The following is a 24,225-nucleotide window of genomic DNA, read 5'->3' as shown; positions in this document are numbered from 1 at the left end:
AATGCTATCGCTGCATAGTTGAACAGTGATGTTCAGCAGTGTTCAGCGTAAATGTATCAGAACTACTGTCCTTCGCCGGGCTCAAAGGAGTAGCCAGAAGCTGCCGCCAAGGCTTCCAGCGAGCGCAGCCCCACGTAGGTGCGGCCGTTAATAATCCAGGTGGGATAGCTGGTGATCCCCGCTTCTGTGCATTCTTGGGCTTGGGGCGTACCGGGGCCGTTGGGGGAGCATTCCACGTAGGGCACCTGTTCAAAAGCCGACCCAAACAGCTCCTTCTGCTCCTGACAATGGGGGCACCAATAGGCCCCGTACATGGTGCCGCCGATCTGCCGCAGGTGGGCCGCCAACCCTGCCGCCAGGGGGCTGGGTGGGGGAACTTGGTTGGCATACACCCCAATGGTGGCCACCAAGGTGAGAAAGCTTACGAGAATATAGCTGAAGGCCAGCTTGCCCCAATCCAGCCAGCGGTGGCCCAGCAGGGTTACCGCCCACAGCCCCGCCACCAAGACTATGGCGGTGGTGCAATACAGACAAAACTGCCGCAGCACCGCCACCATCAGGTAAAGCATGTACATCTCGAAGGCGGTCATGGCGGAAACCAGGCCAAACAGGGCCGGCCAGCGCCACCGCTTCACCAGCGGGATGCCATCCGGCAAAACCGCCAAGGCCAAAACGGCCAGAAACCCCAGTAGGCCAACTGTTGCCGTCGGGATCCCCAAAAACTCTGCCCAACGGCTGGAGAGCACCAGGTCACACCCCCCATCTCCTGTGCAGAAAGCGGCAGGTTGATCGGTCAGCTTGGTGTAGGTAAGGTAGGCCGTCAACAGGGATCCCAAGCCCGCCAAGGTTGCCAAGATCGGGCGAGCATGGCGCTGTAGCCAGGTCTCTTCTTGGGCTTTGAGTTTGAGATAAGAGGCCATGGGGGGTTCAGCAGTTGGACACCCCCGATTATAGTGGGGCGGAGCGGGTCTCGTCCTTGGGATCCGGCGCAGAAGCGCTGCTCGAGCGCCGCACTTGGGCAGCAAACCTATCCCCCAGCGGCTCCAGCTCCCACCAGGATCCCAGCTTGGGGTCAGAGATGGGCCGGTCGCAGATCCCCCAGCGGCGACGAAAGTAGCGGGCCAGATCTTTTTCGGCCAGAGCCAGATACACTGGCCGGCCATGGGGACAGGTGTGGGGATTGGCGGTGCGCTGCCAGGCTTCCAGCAACTGTTGCATCTGCTCCAGGGTCAGGGGGATCCCGTTGCGCAGGGCGCCACGACAGGCCACCGCCACCTGGGCCGCTTCCAGGTCAGCGCAGCGGCTCAATTCTCGGAGGGATCCCTGCACCTCCTCCGGATCTTCCGACCACAAGGCCAGCGGCAGGCGGCGCATCAGATAGGTGTTGGGGCCAAAAGGCTCCGGCTCCAGGCCCAACTGCTCCAACTGCTCCACCGCTTGGGAGGATAATCCCTCCAGCATGACCGGCGTCTGCAGCTCCACCGGCTGCCAATGCCGTTGGATGTACTCGTAGCGCACCCGCTCGTGGGCCAGGTGCTGTTCCACCAGCCACAGCCCCTGAGGGTGCTCCGCCAGGATGTAGGTGCGGTAGAGCTGGGCTAGGGCCTTTAGAGGAGGTAGGGGGGTAGACGGCTGGCCAGAGGGAGCTGGATCTGGGCTTTTGGGACTTGAGGTAACCCTGTAGACCGACTTGGCCTCGCTAGCCCGGATGAGATGCAGCGAGCGGCGGCTGGCTTGCTCCGATCCCGATTGCAGAAGAGCGTGCAAGTGCTGGCGCAATTGCTCCTGTCGGATCTCCGGATCCTGTAGATAGAGCTCACTCTTAGCAGGATGGCGATTCCAGTCCACCTGCTCAGGTGGCAAGCGCAGATGCACCACCACCAGCGGGTAGCGGTGGCGAGGCAAGGTGTGCTGAAAGACTGACTGGATCAGCCGTTGCCACTCCGGCATCTGCACAAAGCGCCCGTTGACGGCCACGCGGATCCAATCGGGGCGGGGGCGATGCAGGCGATCCGGCAGGCCCAGCACCACTTCCCAATCGCTATCCCCCTCCTGGATCCGCTGATAGCGCAGATCCGAAAGATCCACCTGCGGCAACACTTGTAGCAGCAGATCTTGCAGAGACTGGCCTGGCCACAGGCTGAGCAACAGTTGCCCCTCCTGGCGCACCTGCCAACTGACCCAAGGATGGGCCAAGGCCGCATTCTGCACCAGCGTCAAGAGCGGGCGAGTCTGGGGCAGGGAGCAGCGGCGCAAGGGCCAATCGGCAAACAAATCCGCCACCGTCACCACCGTTCCCAAGGCAGTGGCTGCCGGCTGCTGGTGGGCCAGCTCCCCTTGGCGGTCGTAGGTGGCCAGCCAGCCGTGGGCATCGTCAGCGTGGCGGGTCTGAATGGTCAGGGATCCCAGCCGGGCCAGGCTGTGCAAGGCTTCGCCCCGAAACCCCAGGCTGCAACCGTCCAACTTGCTGGTGGTGTGGCGACGGGCCACCTGCTCCAGCTCCGAAGCGGGGATCCCTTGGCCGTTATCGGCCACCCGCACCTGCCAGCGGCTGGGCCAGATCTCCACCTGAATGCGGGTGGCCTGAGCATCGAGGGCATTTTCCAGCAATTCTCGCAGAGCAGCCCCCAGCGAGTCGATCACCTCTCCCGCGGCCATCTGGGCGATCCGCTCTGGGTTCAGGGGTTGGATTTTGGACATGGAGTGAGTTGAGAAAGCAGACTCTCTTCCTGCCAGCTTGTCGCCAAAAGGCCAACAGCGCCGAGCTTTAGCTTAGCTCTCTCCCTCTGTTGCCAGTGGACAGCGCCTTGCCAATGGTTTTCATTAACTTCAAGGCTCCCCTCAGGCCAAGTGAAGGATTGAGGTTCCGCCTTCCTGCCCATCGGTAACCGCCAAGAACTTCGAGAAACTTCGAGAACAAGAGAGCTGAGCGGGTGGCCAGTCATAAGGAAACCTTAAAATCCCAAGGCCAGCCATCAGCCTCTACTAGGATTTAAATAGTAAAACTTCTCATTAAGGAGGAGATTATGGCAGCACAGCAAGCTCCGGCCCGAGAGCTATTCAAGGAGGCTTTTGAGAATCGCTACACCTGGGACAAAGACTTTCCTGGCTACCGAGCTGAGATAACCTACTTTCCCAAAGAAGGTGACAGCAGCCTCTCCTTCTCAGGAGTTGTGAGTATTGACCGCAACATGAAGATCGATGTTGCCGGCGTCGAGGACGAGGAGATCCGCCAGAAAATACGGGAACAGATGTGGGAAGTCATGGTGCATCGCGTTCGTCATTCCTTCGACGAGGAACACGGTGGCCACACCTTTGCCTATGGAGAGCCACAAAATTCAGACATCACTGAAGTTCTTGTTTCGGGCTTATCTTCTACCGATAGGTACTGGGTTCAGGGCAAGCACATTCAAATGGTACATCGCCATCTTGCCAATCGGACAATTACAGTCTCAGTTCAAGAGTTTTACGATACAGGTGAGGGCTACCTACCCACTCACTACACTGCTGAGTATTGTAGCCCAGGAACTGGAGAAAAAACTCAAGCAAAGATGATCTACGAAGATCGTTATCAAAAAATAGGTCGGTATTGGATTCTGGTTGAGAGAAGAATTTGGGAAGAGCAGGATGGCCAAAAAAGTTCATCCCCTCAACTTTTCCTCTTCTCTAATATTATTCGATTTTTCGAATAGCTGAGAAAAATAAGTTTTTCTTTGCGGCTGTGGGCATCTCTCATTATAGAAGGTGATGAGGTGCTCACAGCCAAGCTCAAAACAGATGGCCACAGGGTACAGCCTGTTAAGGGCTCAAGGGGTACAATAGCAGCACTTAGCAAACCAACTTCGGAAGGAGGATGGATTGATCAGTAGTAAAGAAGTCTTCACTATCTGCTCCATGCTATATTTCCCAATTCTGCAAAGCTTTGGAGTTACCTATGTCTAAGCTGGACTCAAAAAATGCACCTGGACACCAGGTACTGGCTGCGGCAGGTAAAAAGGCACTTCGACCGGGGGGCTTTGGCGCTACCGAACGGCTCTTCAAGTTTGCCGAGTTCCGTCGAGGAGAAACTGTGCTGGAACTTGCCTCAGGCCTTGGCTACACGGCTATTCGATTGGCAAAGCGCTATGGCATACATGTTACCGGCATTGAGAAAAATCCAGATAACATTGCTCGCACTCGCGCTAATGTTTCTGCAGCAGGGCTAGCCGGCCAAGTTGAGATCCTCGAGGGCGATATCTTTCACCTAGATCAAATCGATCAGAAATTTGACTATGTCTTGGCGGAAGCTATTTTAACAATGCAGTCCGATGCAGGAAAATCTAAGATTTTGTCAGGGATTTACAATTGCCTCAAGCCAGGGGGTAAGTTCCTCAGCCATGAGCTGCGAGTTGAGGGATCCAACAGCGACGCTATCCGCAAGGAGTTATCCTCCGTAATCCATGTCAATGCCAATCCTTTATCTACTGACAGCTGGCTTGCAACTGTTCAGCAAGCAAATCTTACGGTTGTCCAGTATGCCACCGGCCCCTTAACTTTGCTCAATCCCGTTGCTATTGCTACAGAGGAAGGATTGCCGACGCTCTTAACTATGGTGTGGAATGTGCTTACACGTCCTGTAATCCGGCAGCGGATCTTATCTATGAAGCAAATCTTTAGCCGATATCGAAATAACCTAGGCTACATCATACTGATTGCCAAGAAGGAGGCTTAATGATGTCTCTTGTCTCCCCTGAGTCACCTTTTTTGCAGCTCAAAGATCACATTGCTTATTCTGTGGAAGGAGTTCTCAGCAAGATCATTTGGAAAAGTGAAGTCTGCCAACATACTCTTTTCTGTATGGCGGGAGGCACAAGTATTTCCGAGCATACCTCCACAAGGGACGCTACTCTCCACGTCATTGAAGGAACTGGAGTCTTAACCCTTGCAGGTGAGAAGATCTCTCTATCTCCGGGCATATTTGTCTTAATTTCGGCAAATGTTCCCCATGAGTTAGAAGCCACTGCTGACCTTGCTTTTGTTCTGACTTTATCAAAGGCAAGTTAAGAACGCCGCCTTTTACTCAGCCAGCCGCTTAACATCGCCAAAGCAAACATTCCCAGCAAAGCAAAGCCCAGCAGCCACCTTCCCTGCTCTAGGATCCCTGCCCCCAGAGCCACTACTGGGGGTGTAGAGACGGCAATGCCCAAAGCTAGGGCGAGAAGAAAGTTCTGCCATTTTATTTGGGTTAGGCCGGCGGCGTAGGCGACAAAGTCGAATAGGCCCGTCATTAAAAAACCAGCTGTAAGAAAAATATTGTTTTCCAGATAGTTAGCTGAAAGGGCATCGACTTTGTACATCCATTGTCGCCCAACTACTCGCTGTACTAGGTCTCTACCAAACTTTCTGGCTAGGTAGAAGTTAAGTGTACAAGAGATAAAATCAGCAATTGCAATGTAAAGGATTCCCGATCCAAATCCAAAGAGGGCTCCTGCCAAGATGGAGTAAAGGGTGCTGGGTATGGCAGGAATAATAATACTCAGGGAGCGTAATCCAATCAGGGCAAGGGGTGCCCAGGGGCCTAGTTTTGCTATAAATTCTCGAGTTGCCTCTGGATCTAAGCGACGGGCCAGCAAGATGGCAGCTAACAGGACAACAAGCAACAACAGCAGTGAGAGGATGTCTTTCCTTTTTCTGGAATTGATTTTGCTGCTAGAGGACAAATCCTCTGAGGGGGTAGGGGACGACCCTACTGACTCGCCATCTGCTGACTTGTCAAAGGTAGTGCCGGGCGGATAATAGAGTTCATCCTTCAGGATCCAACCTGTTTTCTGTTGCAGATAGGCATGTGTGCTCAAGCCCAGACGCTTTGCCTCGGTGGCAACAGCCTTGTAGTCTAAGCCCAATAGCTCGCAGAGCTCTTTTTGTCGAATACCAGAAGGTGGCTGCATAGGGCAAAAGATCTCTACTTTCTCTGCTAGATGCTTAAGGTTTCCGAGGGATGCTCGAAGTAGGCATGATTTTCATAAGGCTTGTTTTGCTAGTGTAGAAGGTGTCATGTATTTTGCTTTTTAGAGGTTGATAATGATCTTGTGTATTGGCGATGTTCTTAGTTTAGCAGAATTGCAACAGATTCTGTCCCTCATAGCCGATGCTGAATTTGTGGATGGTGCTCTGACGGCAGGCTGGAATGCCAGGCTTGTCAAAAACAATAGGCAAATGCCAAAGGGATCCCTTCAGCAACGGAAGATAGAGGAGATTATCTTGGCAGCTCTAGAGCGTAATTTGTTGTTCCAGATGGCTGCCCGGCCCAAGCTCATTCATTCCATTTTAATTAGCTGCTACGAAGCGGGAATGTCCTATGGCACTCATACCGACGATGCGCTGATGCTCGATCGGCATCAGCTGATGCGCACGGATATTTCCTTTACGCTATTTCTAAGTGCCCCTGAAGACTATGATGGCGGTGAGCTGAAGATCGAGAGTAGCGAGGGGGAGCAAGCCTACAAGCTGCCGGCGGGTGCTTTGATTCTCTATCCTGCTTCCACCTTGCACCGAGTTGAGCCTGTAACCCGTGGGATCCGCTATGCTGCCGTCAGTTGGGTTCAAAGCCTAATTAGGGATCCGCAAGAACGCGAGATCCTCTTTGATTTACAGACTGTGCGGCAGCAGATGTTTCAGGAATCGGGCAAGACACGCCACTTTGATTTGATCTCCAAAGTTTACGCGAACCTGCTGCGGAAATGGGCAGAGCTCTAGAGGGATCGAAGAAAATAGAGCAGGGCTTCTCTGTCTTCAGCAGCCATATTTTTAAAGATCTCGCGGGAGCGTTCAGCTTCTCCCCCATGCCAGAGAATGGCCTCCTCGAGGCTGCGGGCGCGGCCATCGTGCAAATAGCCGGAGGAGGGCAGAACTGTCTGCGACAAGCCGATGCCCCACAAAGGGGGGGTGCGCCATTCTCGGCCCGTGGCCTCGAAGTCAGCGCGGCCATCTGCTAGTCCTTCGCCCATGTCATGCAACAGCAAATCGGTGTAGGGGTGGATGACTTGGTTGGCCAGGGCAGGGATCTCATGAATGCCGGTTTGTAGCTCTGGTCGGTGACACTTGGCGCATTGGGCTTGGACGAAGAGCTTTTCCCCTCGCTGAACTTGGGGATCCTGCCAAAGGGCGCGGCCAGGCACGGCCAGGGTTTGCACGTAAACGGTTGTCGCTTGGAGAGTGGCCTCGTCGATATCTTGGCTGCCATCCGCGGCCGGAAAAAGAGGATTCGTGACACCCATGTCGTTGGCGTAGGCGGCCGCAGTTTGTTGCCTGAGGTTGGGGGTATTGGCTTTCCAACCAAACCGTCCCAGCACCAGACGCTGCTGCTCTTGATCCCAAACCAAGTTGGGGCGGCCAGAGATGCCATCCCCATCGGCGTCGTCAGGATCGGCTGCTGCCAGGATCCTAGAAGCGGGAACGGCCTCCAGTAGGCCCGCTCCAAACACCGGCTGGGGGATCCGCAGGGAGATGAGGACAGGATCGATGGGCGATCCCTCCAAAGTTAACAGCTTTACAACAGGAGAACGCAGCCTGTAGGGAGTTCCGTCGGCGTACTCTCTGGTCTGCTCTACCCAGTGCAACTCCACCTTGGCCTCTGGCCGATAGCCCCGAACGGCCTTTTCTTGAACCTGCGTGCCGATGCCGGCCACAGGGGGAGTGTTGCTATGAGGAGCAATGGCCTCCCATCCAAAAGGCTGGGGATCCCCGCTTCTATCCAGGGATCCAACCTGGCTGACTCTGACGACCCGCTGCCCCTTGTCAGGAAAACCTCGGCCGTTTTTAACATGACAACCGGCGCAGGAGTTGTTGTTGAACAGAGGCCCAAGGCCGGGGTTAACAGGCGCCGGAGCGGTGACGAAGCGAGCCTCAAAGGCGATGTCCCCCAGGGCATGCAACCTGGCCCAGCGGGGATCCAAGTTGGGAGCCGGCTGCTCGTAGGCTGTTGAGGTGCGGTTCCAAAGGGTTGTTTCGCCACCCGCTCGAGGGGGCAATGGCTGAGATCCCTCTGGGGCAGCGGGGAAAGCCAGAAAGCTCGCCGCCCAAAGAGAGGCCAATCCCAGCATGAAAATCTGGAGAAGACGACGCATCGGCTATCAAAATATCGGCAACTCAGCTCTTTTGGGACTTTCTTACTACTGCAGGAGCGGCACAACTTCCTGAGCAAAGCTGTCGAAAGCGTCTTCAATTTTTTCCATAGCGGCAGTAATAGATCCACGGGCATTGGCATCGCAAAGGCTTTTTTCGATAGGGGCAGGGATCCCCTGGAGAGCCGCCGCCGCTGCTTGTAACTCCGACTGAATTTGACTATCCAAATTGGGATTGATGTCCCGGACAAATTGGCTCAGGCCACGACCTTTTCTATCTCTAAATCCGCCCAAGTAAGCATACTGAACGCTGCGCACATTGGCCTGGAACTCCGGCAGCGAATGGTGGGCAAAGCGACTTTCCAGCAGAAAAGGATTTTGCTGGGCGAAGGCTTCGCCAATTTTGACCTTGCCCAGCTCGTCCAACATGCCGAGAATACCTTGGGCTATTTCTTCAGCAGCAGCTTGCAGCGTGAGATAACTCTTGCTGCCCTCGCCGGCTTTTACCCATTCTTCGCGAAAAGCAGGCAGCCCTTGCACTCCCTCTGTCCAGCTTTTGAGCAGCTTTGCCGCCGTATCCGCCAAAACTGGGCCAAGGGCAGCCAAGTACTCCCGATCCCGCTCGGTAAAGTCTTGCAAAGACTTGTTGTTATCCACGCCAAAGAGCAAGAAGGCCACGGCATGAAATCCCTTTTGCCCGCTTTCCAACTCGGCCACGGTCTCTGGAGTGAGGGGATCGCCGCTGTTGAGAACTTCCAGCACCTCCACCTCGTTCAGGGGCCATTCGTCCAAATCCGCATCCAGCCCCAAATAAGCCGCCGGCCCAAAGGCAAAAGCCTCGCTCTCCTCCCAAGTGATGCGGGCAACAGACCAAGCCTGGCGAGCCGCTTGCAAAGTCTGGGCATTGGGATCTTGCACGAAGGCCTGGATGGCCTGAGACAGGGCCTGGGTATCGGCGACCAACTGCTCATAGGCAGGGATCACCACCTGATCGGCAAAGTCGAGCAAAATCTGCCGATCCTGAAACCGCTGCTCAGGAGAGAGCACAACGGCTGGCCGGCGAGAGCCTGCCCCTTCTTCCCCACCCTCGCCGCCGCCATCCACCGGGATAGGCCGACACTCCGGGTTCATTTGAGCTGCCTGCTGAGGCGAAGCCTGGCTCAGGGCCGGTGGATCCCCGCCGCCCGCAGCCGAGGGATCCTTTTGGGTTTCCCCGCAAGCGGCCCCGCTGACCAGAACATAAAGCCCTATCCCCGTCCACAGCTTCAGATACCTCGACATCTCCTCCGACTCCTTTGCCCTCGACTTGGCCAACTTTGGCTTGATTGTAATCCAGCTATTGCGACTCAATCTTAAGAAGGGAGAGATTTTTATCACCGGCTGCCACCGGATCGCCCGGCTCGTCCCTCTGCGGGCCAGCTTCCATCTGCAGCTTCCCCAGGTGGGGCTATGGGCGGATACAAGTCCGACTCTTAACAAAACTTAACTCTAAAGACATTGATATTTGTTTGCAAGAAGCCTAGAGTAGGTCACAGCTCGCTGTTGAGATTTACTCTCAACAGTTGGTTACGTGTCTCGAAAGGATGTGTCCGTGCGGCCAGAGGCGGGCCTGGGGCAAGGTCTCTGGCCTTTTCCTAGAAAAGCTTGTTTAGAAACGCAAGAGGAGCGGAGATGACAGCGACGACACTCAAGCAAGAAGGGGGATCTAGCTCGCAACAACAGATCCCGTGGTGGGCGGGCAACGCCCGTTTGACCGATCTTTCTGGCCGGCTGCTGGGGGCGCATGTGGCCCATGCCGGGCTGATCGTTCTCTGGGCAGGGGCGATGACCCTGATCGAGTTGGCCAAGTTTGACCCCAGCCGACCGATGTATGAGCAGGGGCTGATTCTCTTGCCCCACCTGGCCAGCTTGGGGCTGGGGGTGGGATCCGGCGGGGAAGTCCTGGATACGGATATCTACTTTGCGGTGGGAGCGATCCACCTCATCAGCTCTGCCTTTTTGGGGTTTGGCGGCATTTTTCATGCCCTGCGCGGGCCGGCGGTGCTGGATCCCAAAGCCTTTCCCCTGTTTAGCTACGACTGGCAAGACAAAAACAAGATGACCACCATCCTAGGGATCCACCTGGTGCTGCTGGGATTGGGAGCCTGGCTTTTGGTGCTCAAGGCAGTGGTGTTTGGCGGCTTGTTCGACCCGGTGGCAGGAGAGGTGCGCCTGGTGTCTCCCAACTGGAACCCCTTTGGCCACCTGTTGGGCATAGAAGGGCGCCACTGGATCGCCGGGGTGGACACTTTAGAAGACGTGGTGGGCGGCCACCTCTGGCTGGGCTTGCTCCTGGTGGCAGGTGGGGTTTGGCATATCGCGACCAAGCCTTTTGCCTGGGCAGAACGGATTTTTATCTGGTCTGGGGAAGCTTATCTTTCCTACAGCTTGGGAGCTTTGGCCTTGATGGGATTTATTGCCGCCTATTTCGTTGCCGTTAACCCAGTGGTCTATCCCGAAGTTTTCTATGGGCCGCTGCTGCAGGTGGGCTTGGATCGCTATCCCTTCTTTGAGCAAGGGGGAGCTCTCACATCTAGGGTTTGGCTGGCCAATGCCCATTTTTGGCTGGCCTTTTTCTTCCTTCAGGGCCACCTGTTCCATGCCCTGAAAGCGCGAGGGTTCAATTTCCGTACCGGCAGAGTAGAACTTGCAGCGCAGCAGGCCTAACGGCAATCTAGCCATCTGATTTTGAGCTTTGCACTTGCAGTTTCGAGGTAGGAGCAATGGCAAAAGTAGGTCTATTTTTCGGCACTCAAACCGGAAATACCGAGAGAGCCGCTGAGATGATCCAAAAAGAGCTGGGCGAAGACAATGTAGATTTGATCAACATTGCCGAGGCCACGGTTGAGGACTTTGATAGGTACGACTACTTAATCATCGGCTGTCCAACTTGGAATATCGGGGAGCTGCAGGCCGATTGGAATGGGTTTTTCCCCTATTTGGATGAAATCGATTTTTCCGGTAAGACGGTAGCCTATTTTGGAGTTGGGGATCAGTTGGGCTATCCCGACAACTTTCAAGATGCCATGGGGATCCTGGCCCAAAAAATTGCCGAGCGCGGCGGAAAAAACGTCGGCTCCTGGCCTACAGAAGGCTACGAGTTCAATGAGTCCAAGGGAGTGGTTAACGGCGAGTTTGTCGGCCTTGCTCTGGATGAAGACAATCAGCCGGAGCTGACGGAAAAACGAATTAAAGAGTGGACGGCCAAACTCAAAACACTCTTCAATCTGTAATCTCAAACTCGGTTTCTTAGCTTGTTGTGGATACTGTGGGAGTTTGTCATGACTGGCGCAGTTCTATCTTCATCGCCTACCTCTGCTGAGGGATCCCCTCAGGTGAGCTGGCTGGCGGGCAATGCTCGCTTGGTGAATCTGTCCGGAAAGCTGCTGGGGGCCCACGTGGCCCATGCGGGGTTGATCATGCTGTGGGCCGGCGGCATGACTTTGTTTGAGGTGGCCCACTGGGATCCGGCTCAGCCCATGGGCAGCCAGGGGCTGATCTTGCTGCCCCATTTGGCCACGTTGGGCATCGGCGTGAATGCAGAGGGGGTGGCCACGGATCCCTATCCCTTTTTTGTGGTGGGCGTTCTGCACCTGATTGCCTCGGCGGTGCTGGGGGCAGGAGGGATCTTCCACGCCCTTTTGGGGCCGGAGGTGCTGGCCAAGGGAGAAACCTTTGCCGAGTTTTTCGGCTACGACTGGGAAGACGACGACAAGATGACCACCATCCTGGGGATCCACCTGCTGCTGCTGGGGCTGGGGGCCTGGTTGCTGGTGGCCAAAGCGCTCTTCTGGGGAGGGCTGTACGATGCTCAACTGGGCCGCGTGCGCGTAGTTACGGATCCCACCCTCAATCCGCTGCGGATCTTTGCCTACCTGACGCCGCTCATGGGCCAGCAGGGCATGGCCGCCGTGAACAATCTGGAAGATCTGGTGGGAGGGCACATCTATGTCGGCCTGCTCTGTGTGCTGGGGGGATGGTGGCACATAGCCACACGGCCCTTTGCCTGGGCCAAGCAGGTGCTGATCTACTCGGGCGAAGCCTACCTCTCCTACAGCCTGGGGGCCCTGGCCTACATGGGCATCTTGGCGGCCTATTTTGTCAGCGTCAACGAGATCGCCTATCCGGTGGCTTTCTACGGGCCGCTGGGGCTGGCTGCCGACGAGATGGGTGTGGTGAGCAGCCGCACCTGGTTGGCCACAGCCCACTTTGTCTTGGGGATCCTGTTTTTGGCGGGGCACATCTGGCATGCCATCCGGGCGCGGGCGGCAGCCAGCGGCTTTGACTTCCAGCACGGGGGCTGGGTGCGAGCCACAGATCCGCAGGTGGGCAACTTGGACACGCCGGTAAACCGGGGCGATCTCACCCTGCTGCTGCTGCAAAACCTGCCCATCTACCGGGAGGGCCTCTCTCCTTTTTTGCGCGGCTTGGAGATCGGCATGGCTCATGGGTACTTCCTGGTGGGGCCGTTTTACAAGTTGAGTCCGCTGCGGAATTCGGAGCAGGCCCTGACGGCAGGGACGCTGGCGACCATCGGCCTGGTGCTGATCCTGACGGTTTGTCTCTCCATTTACGGACGGGTGTCCTTTCCTCGCTCGCGGCTGGTGGCAGTGGTCAATACCCCCTACGGCGAGGTGGCCTATCCGACGCCGGGCGTGCAACTGATGGCCGAATCGCAGGGATCCCCTCAGCCGGTGCGCGTGCCGGCAGGCTCTGAGGATTTGCCGGAAAACTTGCGCACCCGCGCCGGTTGGAGCCAGTTGGCCGGAGGGTTTCTGGTGGGCGGCGTTGGCGGTGCCCTGTTTGCCTACATGCTCCTGGGCAGCGGCGATGTGGTAGCCCAGATTTTGCCGGGGCTGTAAAGGAGGGTTGAGGCTTCTCAAAGCAGGGAGGGGAGATCCTCATCCCCTCCTCTCTGTCGAGATCTGGCTCTACCTTTTGCCTGCCGGCTTCTGGATCCGATAACCCTTTTTTATGAAGCTTTTGTCAGCCAGCAACTTTAATCTTTCGACCGTCGAAATGGGATGGCTAAAATGAGCTTAGGTTCCGCTTCTGCGCCTTCTTTTGAAGCACTTTATTTGGGCGTTTCTCCCAGTCTAAAGCTTTTCGATCGGCCTCTGTTGGGATCCCTGGGAAAATGTTTCCGTGTAGCCTACTGGGAGTATCACCAAACCCAGGATGAGCCCTGTAGTTTGGAGACAGTCGTGACGCTGCTATACGAATACCTAAAAGCTTGGGATCGACCGGTACATCTCATCGGCCACGGCTTGAGCGGGGTGGTTGCCTATCTTTTTGCCTACTATTACCCCCAGCGGATACGGTCTCTAACCCTGCTGGCTGTAGGCAGTCAGCCTGCCGCCACCTGGCATGCCCATTTCTACGTGCAACGAAAAATGTTTTGCTGTAGCCGAGAACAGCTCCTGGTGCGTATAGCTCAGAGCCTTCTGCCAGCTTCAGAACAGTGGCGAGCGCGCTCACTCTCCCGCGCCCTGGCTAAAGATTTAGACACTTCCCCCATACCTCATTCCCTATTTCAGGTGGTAGCGATTCCAGCCCAGAAAGTGCCGGTGCCGATGTTGGTTTGCGCCAGCGAGGATGATCCCATTGTGGATCCTGCTTCGCTGGAGCAGTGGGGAAACTACTTAAAGCCAGGGGATCAAATGTGGTTTTGTCCTGGGGGGCGACACTTTTTTCACTATTCTTTTCCAAGTTTGGTCAACTTGAAAATCATGGATTTCTGGCAAAAGCTGCAGCAATTGCAGACCAGCCTTGCCTGAAAGACTGGCCTTTGTCCTTAGCTCAACTGCGAGTTTTGTCAGCAACCCCCAACCCCCGCAGATTGCTGGTGGCTCTAACCCTCCAAACAGACAGAAAGAGCTCTCATGCCATAGGGATCTCATCGCCGCCCACAGCGCCCCCAGAGAGACGGCGTCCACCCGGCTCCCCGCTAGAAGTAAAATGGGAGGGGTCGAGCCGGGCTTAAGCGGGGGATCCGCGACTAGGTTCGACAAGCTGCTCTTTCCCATCGACAACTCGCGCGAGACCAGCCACGCCTTGCCCTTGGTGGCAGACCTAGCGCAGCGCTGCAAAAGTCGGGTGTACTTGCTCTCGGTACTGGACAACATGGAGCTTGACGCGGAGCGAGCAGAACAAGCCCGGCAGAACATTCAGAACCTGCCCAAACAGACGGAGCTGGGCCTGCAGTAAATCGGCATCAACAGCGTCAAGAGCGAGTATCGCGAGGGAAAAGTACCCTTCGTCATCTGCGACGTGGCGGACGAGCTGGAGATCAGCCTGATCGTGATGGGATCCCGCAGCCTCAGCCTGTCTGCCGAGGGGCAGAACAACTCCGTCAGCCACCGCCTCATCGACCTTGCTCCCTGCCCGGTGCTGGTCGTGCCCTGAGAAAAGGGATCCCGGTCAGCGTGATCCTGTAGAGTACCCTAGGGCGGGGTCTTGCCAAGTCCAAACAATGTTGCCTTGTGTAACAGCACGGCTGTCACTGTTTGTCTTCTCTAAAAGTCTGCAGTACAACGAAGAGCAAGATACAGCTTTGTCCGACTTCGGGGGAGGTCTGTAGAATCAGCAGGATCCCGGCATACGCACATCTGTATTAACTTCAGAAAGTGTGGCCGGAAGAAGCTGTGAGCCTCATTACCAGCAACAGCCGGTCAGTTCCCTTCCGAGAATCGTCATGGAAAGTCGTGGTTACAACAAGGCCTCCCAGAAGACTTTTGAGGTGATGCGGCATTTCGCAGAAACCTACGCCAAACGTACCGACACTTTTTTCTGCTCTGATCCTACGATTACGACAGCGGTGATCGAGGGCTTGGCTCTGCACAAAGAGCAATTGGGCGCTCCGCTCTGCCCCTGTCGTTTTTATGAAGACAAAGAGGCGGAAGTGAAAGCCGGCTATTGGAACTGCCCCTGTGTACCCATGCGGGAGCGAAAGGAATGCCACTGTATGCTCTTTTTAACTCCAGATAACCCCTTCGCCGGCACCAGCCAAACCCTAGAGGAGGTGCCCCTAGAGTACCAGGCGAAATAGTCGGCAATGCGTCTGTCTCTGGGTTGAGCGACAAAGACCAGTATAATCGGGAAATAGTTGAGTGGTTGATAGTCGCACGAGGAGGAAACTCTTTTTATGACTCCCTCACTGGCTAATTTTCTCTGGAGCTTGGTGTACGGCGCAGTGGTGCTGGGGCTTCTCTTCGGCGCCATCGTCTTCGTCAGCCAAAGAGATAGGGTGCGTCGTCGCTGATCCCTCTGCTCGCACTGATGCTCTACTTCTTTGCTGTTGTTGCTGAGTGGAAAGAGACTCGGGTGCTAAGGTTTGCTCTGGTAGGCAACTGCCAGGGTGCTTTGTCCACCTGTCAGGGATCCAGCCGGGTTGAGTGACAACCGGATCGACGTGCTTGGCGCCGTTGTTGCTAACGCTCACAAAAAAGGATAGCTTGGTAGCCCCGCACTTGAGTGCGGGGCGGAAAAGCCCGCTAGCCACTTTAGTCGCTTACCCATGATGGGGGTCGTTGATATAGTTTCATAGCTCAAACAACCTCTTCCTGACTTCTCCTACCAAGACCTTTTTCCTTCTCTTTGGCCAAAAAATGAGATGAACAACCGCTAGCCCCACACCATGGTTGTAGTGATTGTACCGTTGACTTTCCTCTCGCACTATCGCTTGCCCATGTCAGACTGCGGTTGTCATGCCGCTTGCCAACAATGATGGAGTACGGCTGTCAGCAGGTTCGAGTCACGGACAGGGAGCTAGTCCCCCTATTAGAATACTTGTGTCAACAGTCTAATAAGCAACTGTGCTCTGTACTATGCGAGACAAGTCTATTTCAAAACGAAGCGATGGGCAAGCTATGGTGAGCTTTGCGCTGAGATGGTGAGAACCCAAAACAAGCACTTCATCGCAATGTATGTCTCCGCCGCACAACAGACCTGTAAGTCTGTAGCTGGAGTGGGTCTATGCCAAGCCTGCTCAGCCCAAATCACTGGATCCGAGAAAAGCTCTAGCAATTGACCACGGAGTCAACAACTGGCTTACGTGCGTTAGCAACTTAGGACATAGCTTCATCATTGGTGGCCGCAAAGTCAAGTCCTTTAACCAGGGGTACAACAAGGAGCTGGCTAGGCTCAAGACTCACAAGCTGCGGGGGTTTTGGTTGCAAAAGCTTCGTCGAATTACGGAAACCGGAGAATGCAATCCACAAAGCTGCGGGCAAGGTCATTGACTTCTGTTTGCACCACTCAATTGGGAGAATAGTCTTTGGTTGGAACAAAGAATGCGGTTTAGGGAAGGTCAATAACCAAAACTTTGTTTTCATTCCAACAGGTCGGTTCAAGGAGCGTATTGCGCAATTATGTCAGCATTATGGCATGGAGTTTATTGAGGTAGAGGAGGCGTACAGCTCGCAGGCAAGCTTCCTAGATGGAGATGAGCTACCTAATTATGGTGAAAAACCCGACGGGTGGAGACCCTCTGGGCTGAGGCGAATGCTGCCGCCAACCTGCTTAAGAAAGTCAGCAGAACCTTGGGGCTTTGCCTTCAGGAACTGTCTAGAGGCGCTTTGACAGCGCCGTTACGGGTTCTTTTGTGGACTGCGTAAGAATCCCCCGCCTTTAGGCGGTGGGAGTGTCAATCTTGATCTCCACATAGCAGCAGGGATCCCCACTGCCGGCAAAGGTCATCGGGATCCCTCCTTCAAAGGCGGTCATCACGTAGGCTTCCAGCTTGCCCACCTGTTTGGCCAGAGCAGCAGAGAGCGACTTGAGCAGCGCCTCTACAGCGGCAGGTTCCGGCTTTAGAGGCGTTTGCAACTTGATCAAGGGCATAGGCACTGCTTTTTGTCGACAAGTTGATCTTGCCGTTGCCGGCTTGTTTTTTGCGGGATCCCCCTGTGGTAGCTTAGCTGCAGAGTTCCGCCGATCCCCATGGAGCAGAGGAAGCCGGTCAGTTCTGAGCCTAACCACCCCACTCGAGCTGAGGCAGGGCCGCAGGAGGTGCGAACCGAGGCTGCTCCTGCCCCTGTCGGCCCTTACAGCCAGGGCATTGCCGCTGCGGGGCCATTTCTATTCGCCGCCGGACAGGTGGGCCTGGATCCCAAAACCGGCAAGCTGGCGGGGGAAGATGTTGCCTCGCAAACTCGGCAGGCGCTGCTGAACCTGAAAGCCGTGCTGGAAGCAGGGGGAACAAGCTTGGCCAATGTGGTGAAGACCACCGTTTTTTTGGCGGATATGAAAGACTTTGCCGCCATGAACGCGGTTTATCGAGAGTTTTTTGCCGCCGATCCGGCACCGGCCCGCTCTTGCGTGCAGGTGGCTGGCCTGCCCTTGAATGCCTTGGTGGAAATCGAGGCGGTGGCCTGCTACCGATAGCGGCGGTTAAAAGCTGCAACTCTTCAACCCCCAGATCCAGAATGTTGGCCATCTGGGCTGGGGCGACCGTTTTCCTCGGGTGCGGATCCCGGCAAGTCGGGCACCGGGTCGTAGCCTCCCGGGTGCCAAGGGTGGCAGCGGCAGAGGCGGCGGATCCCCAGCCAACCGCCTCGGATGGCACCGTAGCGCCGCACGGCTTCCAGGGTGTACTGGGAGCAGGTGGGGTAGTAGCGGCAGGCAGGCGGTAGCAGAGGGGAGATGGCCACCTGGTAGCCTCGAATCAGGGCAACTAAACCGCGAGTCAAGGGATCCGACCGTTCCGCCATAGGCCAGCGTACAAAAAGGCCATTTCCAGGCTAACGTCTGCCCTCCTGCGCAGCTCCAGACAAGAGGTTAAGATCCAAAAAGTCACCACCCAAATATACATTTCGTAATACTTCTGTTCGGGGATGCCGTGGAGACGGCTTTGCTCCTCGGCATGGTTGTAAGAGTTTCATCAGGAGTGGGCGTGAGGGCATTTGGGCGGCTACAGCCAGCACAGCGGCGCAACTTGGGCATTTTGTTCGTGGCCGGGCTGCTCTTTTGGGCCAGTCTGTCTGCGCTGTTGCCCACGCTGCCGCTCTACGTCCGGGATGTGGGCGGCACCAGCCAAGAGGTGGGCTTGGTGATGGGGGCCTTCTCGATTGGGCTGCTGGCTTTTCGTCCTTGGCTGGGGCGGCTGGCGGATGGCCACAGTCGGCGCATTGTGTTGCTCATCGGCATGGGCGCGGCGGGGATGGCGCCTTTGGGGTACTGGCTTTGGGATTGGATCCCGTGGATAGCGCTGGTACGGGCCTTTCATGGGATCAGCATCGCCGCTTTTGCCACCGCCTACGTTACTTTGGTGGCGGATTTTGCCCCGGAAGAAAAACGCGGCGAGATCTTGGGCTACATGAGCTTGGTCAATCCCATGGGTGTAGCCATCGGCCCTGCTTTGGGCGGTTTTTTGCAGGAGCTGGCCGGTTATGGCCCTCTGTTTCTCTTCGCCGCTTTGCTGGGGTTGGTGGGCTTTTTCTGTACCCAATTGGTTCGAGAGCAGCGCCGTGGGGATTGGGGATCCCTGCCCTCGGATGGGGCGTTTTGGGGCCTTGTGCTCAGCCCGAAGGTGTGCTCTCTCGCCGGGGTCATGTTGTTGGTTGGCCTGGCCTTTGGCACCCAGACCACGTTTGTGGCTCTGTTGATCCAAGAGGCCGGAGTTCCCCTGAATCCAGGTCTTTTTTATACGGCGGTGGCCCTGTCCAGCTTCGGCGTGCGCCTGCTGGCTGGTCGCGCTTCCGACCGCTACGGGCGGGGGCCGTTCATCTCGCTCAGCCTGGCCACCTATGCTCTGGCGATGGGGATCCTGAGGGTTGCCGACAGCGCTGCGGCTTTTCTCGCCGCCGGGATCGTGGTGGGGTCGGGTTTTGGCACCTTGATCCCGCTGATCTCCGCCCTGGTGGCGGATCGCTCTGAGCCGGCGGAGCGCGGTCGCCTGTTTAGCTTGGTGATGTGTGGCTTTGACTTGGGCATTGGGCTGGCGGGGCCGATCCTGGGCACGCTGGCGGGGGGGTTCGGGTATCGGGCCATGTTTGGCTACGCCGCCCTTCTGGCGTTGGCTTCCTTGGGCTCTTTTCTCTGCTTCTCCAACGGGCGACCGGGATCCTCCCTGCGCTTTGCCTTGGGCCTGGAAACCGATCGGTTTCGACAGCCAGATCCTGTCCCTTCGGAACAGCCCCAGCCGTCCCCTCCCCTGCCAACGGGATCCCGTCCTGCCCTCTAGGCACCCTGATTTTTGTCCCCAAGTCCGATTTGCCCTATCCTAGGCTGGGGTTGCTGTACAAAAAAGAACTCTGGGCAGATGGGAGCACGGGGTTGGCTTGCCCTCCTGGGATCCCTGCTGGTGGGCGCCTTAGGGGGATGGATCGAGAGCGCTTGGGGGGTAACGGTGCGGGTGGCCTTGGCCGATGCCACCGCCCCTTTGGTGGTGGGGGTTTCTCTCCCTGCCCAACTGACCAATAGCCGCCAAGAGGTGCTGGCCGAGTTGCCCCCCATGCAAGGGTTTCTGGCCCAGCCCGGCCCTCAGGGGGTGCGCCTGCAGGGGGTGGTCAGCCCGGTGTTGTTCATCGAGCCGCAAGCGGGTGGCCTGGTGGCGGTGGATGGCCGCTGGTATTCTGGCAAAGTGCTCCTGACCGGCTACAACCGCTTGCTGGCCATCAATTACGTGGATCTGGAAGACTACGTGGCCGGCGTGGTGGAAGCCGAGATGGGATCCCGCTTTCTGCCCGAGGCCCTCAAGGCCCAGGCGGTGGCAGCCCGCACCTATGTTCTTCACCACCGCAATTCCCGCGGCTGGTTTGACGTGTTTAGCGACACCCGCTCCCAGGTGTATCGGGGTCTGTCGCAGCGCTCGGCAGCCGCCCTAGCAGCAACACACGCCACCCGCGGCATCGTCATGGTGTATGGGGGGCAATTCGTGAATGCCATGTATAGCGCCAGCGCCGGCAGCCAAACCGTCGGGGTGAGCGGGATCCCTTACCTAAAAAGCCTGCCGGATTTTAGCCCCTATCCCAAGTACGGGCATGGCATCGGCATGAGCCAGTGGGGCGCCCAAGAATTGGCCCGCCGGGGCTGGACTTACCGCCAAATCTTGGCCTACTACTACCCCGGCGTCAGGTTTGGCCGGTTGCCGGATTGACCTACTCCCCCTTGCTCTGGGTTGCCAGGGGTGCCCATCTCCCCAGGTTGCCCTTCAGCCGCAAACGGGCCGGGTTCACCCTTGGCCGGCTTCTTCTGGTTAAGACTGGAGTGGACCTAAATAGGGCAGCCACAACTTTGCCCAAGAGCTTTTGTGGGCATGCCGATCCCGGCCTAGGGGACAAAACTGGCGGGCTGAGAAGCAGCAACCCAGACCACGCAATCTCCCCTCACCTCCAACCAGCCACCCCCTGGGTAGTCGGGGCTGCGGCTGCGGCGGCCTGCTTTCAGGAGCCGGATCCCGGCTTCCACCTGCTCAAAAGTCGGGTGATGGGGCAGCAGCAGCGACAAGAATTGGAACATCACCTGCCGCTGCAGAGCCAGGGGCGCAGCCCGCAAGGGATCCCGTCGCAGCCCCGGCAAAGCCGGCTCGTACACCTGCAACCATAGTTGGGCGGCTTGCGCCACCACCAGCTCATGCTCTGCCTGCAACAGCGTGGCCGCCCGATTCAAAGCCGCTTCCAGTTGCGGGTTAAAGTGCTGCTTGAGATAGGGCATCACCTCTAGGCGAAGGCGGTTGCGGCCATGAGCCAAATCCTGGTTGCTGCGATCCGGCCAGACCGGCAACTGGTATTGTCGGCAGAACTCTTCCGTTTCCCAGCGGGAAAGGCCCAGCAGGGGACGCACCAACCAAGCGGAGGTGGGATCCCGCTCGTCCAAACGCCGTTGCCAATCTAGGCTGACCAGGCCGGCAGCCCCCGTGCCCCGCAGCAGGTTCCACAAAAACGTCTCCGCCCGGTCGCTGGCCGTGTGCCCCGTGGCCACCGCCTCGCAGCTCCAGGTGCGCGCCCATTTGTCCAGTTGCTGGTAGCGCCAAGCCCTGGCCCCCGCCTCATCCCAGCGGATGGGATCGGCAGTCTCAACGGCGTGGGGCAGGCCCTGCTGTTGCAGCCATCCCTGCAAAAACTGGGCACACGCCGTCTCATCGGCTGACCAACGGTGATCGCAGTGCAAAACAAAGATCTGCCACCGCCAGCGCGGCTGCAAATCCCGCAAGATCTGGAGCAGGGAAAAAGAATCTTGTCCGCCGGAAAAAGCTACCAGCAGCCGCTGGCCGGGGCGAAGCAGTTGCCGCTCGCGAATGGCACACTGAACCCGCAAGTGAAGAGGAGAAAGCCTGGCCACAGTTGGCTATTGCTCGGGGGCAACCCAGACCTGGGATCCCTCAGGCAAGGGCCCGAGTGAGATGCGAGGCCACCGTCTGCACAGCCGCAATGCTCCGCTCGTAGGCCATGCGAGTCGGCCCCAGCAAGGTGACCGTCCCCAGCGGCGCCGAGCGGCGGCGATAAACTGAGGCGATGACCGTGCAGTGGTGCAGCGATTCCAGCGGGTTCTCGCTGCCAATGTAGATGATCACGGGAACGTTGTGGGATGGATCCTGATCTGCGGTGCTGGAGGATGCCTTCTCCCTGGCCGACGGGGCCGAGAGAGCCGCTTCGCTCGTGAACAGGCAACCTGGCGTGGAATAGAGCCCGATCATCCCCTGCAGCTGCTCGGATCCCTCTTCGAGCAACTGGGCCACCGCCTGCATCCGCTGAGCCTGGGAAAACTCCGGCTGCCGCATCAGCTCCGTCATGCCCGCGCTGAACACCTGTCCTAGAGAGGGCCGCAGGTAGCGTTGGACTACCGAGCGCAGCAGTTGCTGCAGCCAATGGCTGTAAGCGCGAAACTCCTCATCCAGCTTCAACCAGCTCAGATCCTGCAGCTCGGCAAAAGTCTTGCCCCGCAATTTCAGGGTGAGGAAGTTGCTCAGTAGCTGCAGTTCATCTTCCAGATCCTCGCGCCGATCGTCAGGCCAATCCGGTGGGCTGACCAAGGCCGAGTGGGTTTGATAGGAATCCGTAACCACCAGCACCATTACCCGCCCCGGCCCCACCGACAACAACTGCACGTGGTGAACGGCTACCACCGGCCCCTGGGGAGGGGTGATGAGGGCGATGCAACCGCTCAAGTGGGCCAAAAGCTGTGCCACCCTCTGTAGGAAGCTATCGAGGTCGTCCCCCAGCTCACGGTTGAGCTGATCCAGCAACTGCTGCAGCGCAGGATGGGGCTCCGGCTGGGGAGCATCGTTCGGGATCCCATCCATGTTGGCGGAGCTCAACAGATCGTTCACATAGACCCGATAGCCAAAGTCAGAAGGGATCCGACCGGCAGAGGTGTGGGGCTGGAACAGCAACCCAACCTGCTCCAGCGTGGCCAAGTCGTTGCGAATGGTAGCCGTGCTGACTCCGAGGTTGTAGGACTGGGCCAAGGTTTTGGAGCCGACAGGTTCTGCCGTGGCAATATACCTGCGCACCGTTGCCCACAGGATCTTCCGTTGTCTAGGAGTCAGTTCGAGTTTCATGGCTGCTCAAAAGAACCCAATCAACACCTGCTAAGGGGAATTAGCCAATGGATCTCAGGTCAACCAAGCTAGGGCTAAATGAGGATCAGATAAACTTTTACTTCTCTCTTTAACTTTATTGTTACCCTTTCATCTTGGGTTGCAGGCGCGGAAAATTGCAACAGCAGAGGTGGAAAGAGGTGGAGGCTCTTGGTTTGGCGAGAAAAGCGGAGCTCCCTGTAGCCTCTGCATCCTTATTTTTGCCCAAAGGGGGTACTAAAGTGTTAAGTCAACTCTAGGCTAAGTGAGCCTGCTGCTGCCTGTTCTGTATCGTTTTGTATCTTTCGAGGTCGCTCCATGTACTTGTCCCCCCAGGAGGTTGCTCTACCTGGCCGTCCAGCTAGCTCGGGATCGGCGGCAGTGGGGCCTCCAACTCAATTACCCCAAGGCGGTGACCTACCTGAGCGCAGCTATCTTGGAGGGGCGCGGGAAGGGAAAACCGTTGCTCAGGTGATGAGCGAAGGTCTGACGTGGCTGAGCCGAGAGGACATGATGCCAGGGATCCCGGAAATTCAAGTAGAGGCCACCTTTCCCGACGAAACCAAGCTGTTAACCATCCGCTAGCTGCTTTCTAAGGATCCCCCAAAGACCCAGAGACTTTAGGAGGTTGTCCATATGGCTCGCAAATCCAAAGCCACGCCTGCTGCCGACCCTGAACCAGCCCCGATCTCGGAAGAGCTGCTGCTGGCAGAGGATCCCATCCAAACCAATGTCGGACGGGCCACTGGGATGCTGGAGGTCACCAACCGGGGGGATCGGCCCATTCAGGTGGGATCCGATTTTCACTTTTTTGAGGTCAACCGAGCCCTGGTGTTGGATCGCGCCGCCAGCTTTGGCAGGCGCCTCAACATCCCTTCCGGCCAAGCGGTGCGTTTTGAGCCGGGGCAAACCCAGCGGGTCACTCTGGTGGCGCTGGGAGGCAAGGGTCTGGTGCATGTCTGCAACCGGCTGACGAAGAGCAGCGTCCGCTCTGCAACGCAAAAGCGGCGGGCCCTGGCCCGATTGCAGGAGTGGATGGGCTAGGTGGTTAAGCGCTATGGACATAACGCCCCTCGAAGTATGCAGCTTTGGGCATCTGGGCTGAGGCTTGGCCACATCCCCATCCCACCTCAGATTCAAGAGAGTAGGGCTATCCAATTCTTCCTCTGGGATCTGGCCAATGTTAGAGCGTGAGACTGTTTGGTGGATGTGGGTACAGGGCTTGGGGCTGAATCTTTCCGGGTTGGCCCTGTTGGCAGCAGCAGGTGCCACTTTCGGCCCCCTCTGCGGGACCGGCGCGACGGTGGCGGTGATGCTCAAGTTAATTGGAGATAGCCAACTGCTGCGCGCCTACTGGCTTTGGCAAAGTCGGCACCGCCAAGCGGGATCCCAGCCCGTCAGCTCGGCAGCGGCGCTCCAAAGTCAAGTTTGAACAGTTACCAAACAGCCTGTTCGTGGAGCTTCAGCTTCCCTCTCCCCCTGAGGAAGAGGGGCGGGTGAAGGCCAGCGGCAAAGTGCCTTAACCTTGTTTGAAACGACTGTCAGGGAGTTTGAAACAGCCTGACC

Annotated in this window: 25 protein-coding genes and 4 pseudogenes; 18 read left to right on the top strand and 11 right to left on the bottom strand. The window is 57.2% G+C overall.

Going from position 1 to position 24,225, the window contains the following annotated elements; translation table 11 throughout:
- Positions 1-62: 62 nt before the first annotated feature.
- Together ACVW0R_RS07985 and mutL are read right to left on the bottom strand one after the other, a co-directional pair.
- Positions 63-920 (bottom strand): vitamin K epoxide reductase family protein, encoded by an 858-nt coding sequence (locus tag ACVW0R_RS07985; RefSeq protein ID WP_011431403.1) that lies wholly within the window; start codon positions 918-920, stop codon positions 63-65.
- Between the two features lie 28 nt (positions 921-948).
- Entirely contained in the window at positions 949-2,700 is a 1,752-nt protein-coding gene (mutL, locus tag ACVW0R_RS07980; RefSeq protein ID WP_099812750.1) for a DNA mismatch repair endonuclease MutL, read from the bottom strand.
- 326 nt (positions 2,701-3,026) lie between these two features.
- Between mutL and ACVW0R_RS07975 the strand changes: the two genes are divergently transcribed.
- Complete coding sequence (locus tag ACVW0R_RS07975; protein WP_457501900.1) at positions 3,027-3,692, top strand: DUF3386 domain-containing protein; 666 nt, start codon at positions 3,027-3,029, stop codon at positions 3,690-3,692.
- A 114-nt stretch (positions 3,693-3,806) separates the two neighbouring features.
- Here the strand turns inward: ACVW0R_RS07975 and ACVW0R_RS07970 are convergent.
- Positions 3,807-3,923 (bottom strand): annotated as a pseudogene (locus ACVW0R_RS07970) (IS630 family transposase); the annotation flags it as partial.
- Positions 3,924-3,934: 11 nt separating this feature from the next.
- Here ACVW0R_RS07970 and ACVW0R_RS07965 point away from each other — a divergent pair.
- Both ACVW0R_RS07965 and ACVW0R_RS07960 read left to right on the top strand, forming a co-directional pair.
- Positions 3,935-4,711, top strand: a complete 777-nt coding sequence (locus tag ACVW0R_RS07965; RefSeq protein WP_414358094.1) for an SAM-dependent methyltransferase — start codon at positions 3,935-3,937, stop codon at positions 4,709-4,711.
- Positions 4,711-5,043, top strand: a complete 333-nt coding sequence (locus tag ACVW0R_RS07960; protein ID WP_011433845.1) for a cupin domain-containing protein — start codon at positions 4,711-4,713, stop codon at positions 5,041-5,043. Before ACVW0R_RS07965 ends, ACVW0R_RS07960 begins: the two co-directional genes overlap by 1 nt.
- Here ACVW0R_RS07960 and ACVW0R_RS07955 read toward each other — a convergent pair.
- Positions 5,040-5,927 carry a TVP38/TMEM64 family protein gene (locus tag ACVW0R_RS07955; RefSeq protein WP_228375352.1) on the bottom strand — a complete coding sequence of 296 codons (888 nt, stop codon included), beginning with the start codon at positions 5,925-5,927 and terminating at the stop codon, positions 5,040-5,042. The two genes, ACVW0R_RS07960 and ACVW0R_RS07955, sit on opposite strands and share 4 nt — an antisense overlap.
- 133 nt (positions 5,928-6,060) lie before the next feature.
- Here ACVW0R_RS07955 and ACVW0R_RS07950 point away from each other — a divergent pair, with 133 nt between their 5' ends.
- Entirely contained in the window at positions 6,061-6,735 is a 675-nt protein-coding gene (locus ACVW0R_RS07950) for a Fe2+-dependent dioxygenase (protein ID WP_011431398.1), read from the top strand.
- Here ACVW0R_RS07950 and ACVW0R_RS07945 read toward each other — a convergent pair.
- On the bottom strand, positions 6,732-8,105 hold the full coding sequence (locus ACVW0R_RS07945; RefSeq protein WP_011433844.1) for a di-heme oxidoreductase family protein: 1,374 nt from the start codon (positions 8,103-8,105) through the stop codon (positions 6,732-6,734). The genes ACVW0R_RS07950 and ACVW0R_RS07945 overlap by 4 nt on opposite strands.
- 45 nt (positions 8,106-8,150) lie before the next feature.
- Complete coding sequence (locus ACVW0R_RS07940; RefSeq protein WP_011433843.1) at positions 8,151-9,383, bottom strand: imelysin family protein; 1,233 nt, start codon at positions 9,381-9,383, stop codon at positions 8,151-8,153.
- Between the two features lie 390 nt (positions 9,384-9,773).
- Here ACVW0R_RS07940 and ACVW0R_RS07935 point away from each other — a divergent pair, with 390 nt between their 5' ends.
- The 7 genes and pseudogenes from ACVW0R_RS07935 to ACVW0R_RS07905 all read left to right on the top strand — a co-directional run bounded on the left by ACVW0R_RS07935 (position 9,774) and on the right by ACVW0R_RS07905 (position 15,402).
- Entirely contained in the window at positions 9,774-10,808 is a 1,035-nt protein-coding gene (locus ACVW0R_RS07935) for a chlorophyll a/b binding light-harvesting protein (protein ID WP_011431394.1), read from the top strand.
- A gap of 56 nt (positions 10,809-10,864) precedes the next feature.
- A complete protein-coding gene (gene fldA, locus ACVW0R_RS07930) occupies positions 10,865-11,374 on the top strand; it encodes a flavodoxin FldA (RefSeq protein ID WP_414358087.1) in 510 nt (169 codons plus the stop codon).
- A 48-nt stretch (positions 11,375-11,422) separates the two neighbouring features.
- On the top strand, positions 11,423-13,003 hold the full coding sequence (locus ACVW0R_RS07925) for a chlorophyll a/b binding light-harvesting protein (protein WP_011431392.1): 1,581 nt from the start codon (positions 11,423-11,425) through the stop codon (positions 13,001-13,003).
- 342 nt (positions 13,004-13,345) lie between these two features.
- Positions 13,346-13,918: an alpha/beta fold hydrolase gene (locus ACVW0R_RS07920; RefSeq protein ID WP_228375351.1), complete on the top strand. Its 573-nt coding sequence runs from the start codon at positions 13,346-13,348 to the stop codon at positions 13,916-13,918.
- A gap of 181 nt (positions 13,919-14,099) precedes the next feature.
- Positions 14,100-14,546: pseudogene (locus ACVW0R_RS07915) on the top strand (universal stress protein).
- A gap of 289 nt (positions 14,547-14,835) precedes the next feature.
- Positions 14,836-15,189, top strand: coding sequence for a ferredoxin-thioredoxin reductase catalytic domain-containing protein (locus ACVW0R_RS07910; protein WP_011431390.1), 354 nt, complete (start codon positions 14,836-14,838; stop codon positions 15,187-15,189).
- A gap of 96 nt (positions 15,190-15,285) precedes the next feature.
- A complete protein-coding gene (locus tag ACVW0R_RS07905) occupies positions 15,286-15,402 on the top strand; it encodes a photosystem II reaction center X protein (protein WP_011431389.1) in 117 nt (38 codons plus the stop codon).
- Positions 15,403-15,684: 282 nt separating this feature from the next.
- Here ACVW0R_RS07905 and ACVW0R_RS07900 read toward each other — a convergent pair.
- A pseudogene (locus tag ACVW0R_RS07900) lies at positions 15,685-15,816 on the bottom strand (IS200/IS605 family transposase); the annotation flags it as partial.
- Between the two features lie 286 nt (positions 15,817-16,102).
- Here ACVW0R_RS07900 and ACVW0R_RS07895 point away from each other — a divergent pair.
- Entirely contained in the window at positions 16,103-16,381 is a 279-nt protein-coding gene (locus tag ACVW0R_RS07895; protein WP_228375531.1) for a transposase, read from the top strand.
- Between the two features lie 388 nt (positions 16,382-16,769).
- On the opposite strand, the gene ACVW0R_RS07890 is transcribed toward ACVW0R_RS07895, so the two are convergent.
- Positions 16,770-16,982, bottom strand: a complete 213-nt coding sequence (locus ACVW0R_RS07890; RefSeq protein WP_011431387.1) for a phenylpyruvate tautomerase MIF-related protein — start codon at positions 16,980-16,982, stop codon at positions 16,770-16,772.
- Positions 16,983-17,150: 168 nt separating this feature from the next.
- Between ACVW0R_RS07890 and ACVW0R_RS07885 the strand changes: the two genes are divergently transcribed.
- Positions 17,151-17,525, top strand: a complete 375-nt coding sequence (locus tag ACVW0R_RS07885; protein ID WP_011431385.1) for a RidA family protein — start codon at positions 17,151-17,153, stop codon at positions 17,523-17,525.
- 23 nt (positions 17,526-17,548) lie between these two features.
- On the opposite strand, the gene yidD is transcribed toward ACVW0R_RS07885, so the two are convergent.
- Positions 17,549-17,851 carry a membrane protein insertion efficiency factor YidD gene (yidD, locus tag ACVW0R_RS07880; RefSeq protein ID WP_099812756.1) on the bottom strand — a complete coding sequence of 101 codons (303 nt, stop codon included), beginning with the start codon at positions 17,849-17,851 and terminating at the stop codon, positions 17,549-17,551.
- 182 nt (positions 17,852-18,033) lie between these two features.
- Between yidD and ACVW0R_RS07875 the strand changes: the two genes are divergently transcribed.
- Together ACVW0R_RS07875 and ACVW0R_RS07870 are read left to right on the top strand one after the other, a co-directional pair.
- A complete protein-coding gene (locus ACVW0R_RS07875) occupies positions 18,034-19,323 on the top strand; it encodes an MFS transporter (RefSeq protein ID WP_011431383.1) in 1,290 nt (429 codons plus the stop codon).
- 78 nt (positions 19,324-19,401) lie between these two features.
- A complete protein-coding gene (locus ACVW0R_RS07870; protein ID WP_011431382.1) occupies positions 19,402-20,238 on the top strand; it encodes a SpoIID/LytB domain-containing protein in 837 nt (278 codons plus the stop codon).
- 173 nt (positions 20,239-20,411) lie between these two features.
- Here the strand turns inward: ACVW0R_RS07870 and tilS are convergent, their stop codons facing one another.
- Together tilS and ACVW0R_RS07860 are read right to left on the bottom strand one after the other, a co-directional pair.
- Complete coding sequence (tilS, locus tag ACVW0R_RS07865; protein ID WP_011431381.1) at positions 20,412-21,422, bottom strand: tRNA lysidine(34) synthetase TilS; 1,011 nt, start codon at positions 21,420-21,422, stop codon at positions 20,412-20,414.
- 40 nt (positions 21,423-21,462) lie between these two features.
- On the bottom strand, positions 21,463-22,641 hold the full coding sequence (locus ACVW0R_RS07860) for an HrcA family transcriptional regulator (RefSeq protein WP_011431380.1): 1,179 nt from the start codon (positions 22,639-22,641) through the stop codon (positions 21,463-21,465).
- Positions 22,642-22,999: 358 nt separating this feature from the next.
- Between ACVW0R_RS07860 and ureA the strand changes: the two are divergent.
- The 3 genes and pseudogenes from ureA to ACVW0R_RS07845 all read left to right on the top strand — a co-directional run bounded on the left by ureA (position 23,000) and on the right by ACVW0R_RS07845 (position 24,091).
- Positions 23,000-23,244: pseudogene (gene ureA, locus ACVW0R_RS07855) on the top strand (urease subunit gamma).
- 51 nt (positions 23,245-23,295) lie between these two features.
- Complete coding sequence (ureB, locus tag ACVW0R_RS07850) at positions 23,296-23,703, top strand: urease subunit beta (RefSeq protein ID WP_457501899.1); 408 nt, start codon at positions 23,296-23,298, stop codon at positions 23,701-23,703.
- Positions 23,704-23,839: 136 nt separating this feature from the next.
- Positions 23,840-24,091: a hypothetical protein gene (locus ACVW0R_RS07845; protein WP_457501898.1), complete on the top strand. Its 252-nt coding sequence runs from the start codon at positions 23,840-23,842 to the stop codon at positions 24,089-24,091.
- Positions 24,092-24,225: the final 134 nt, after the last annotated feature.

It is taken from the genome of Thermostichus sp. MS-CIW-15 (assembly GCF_054060575.1).
The sequence above is the reverse complement of the archived record's forward strand: the minus strand, read 5'-3'. Positions and strand labels throughout refer to the sequence as shown.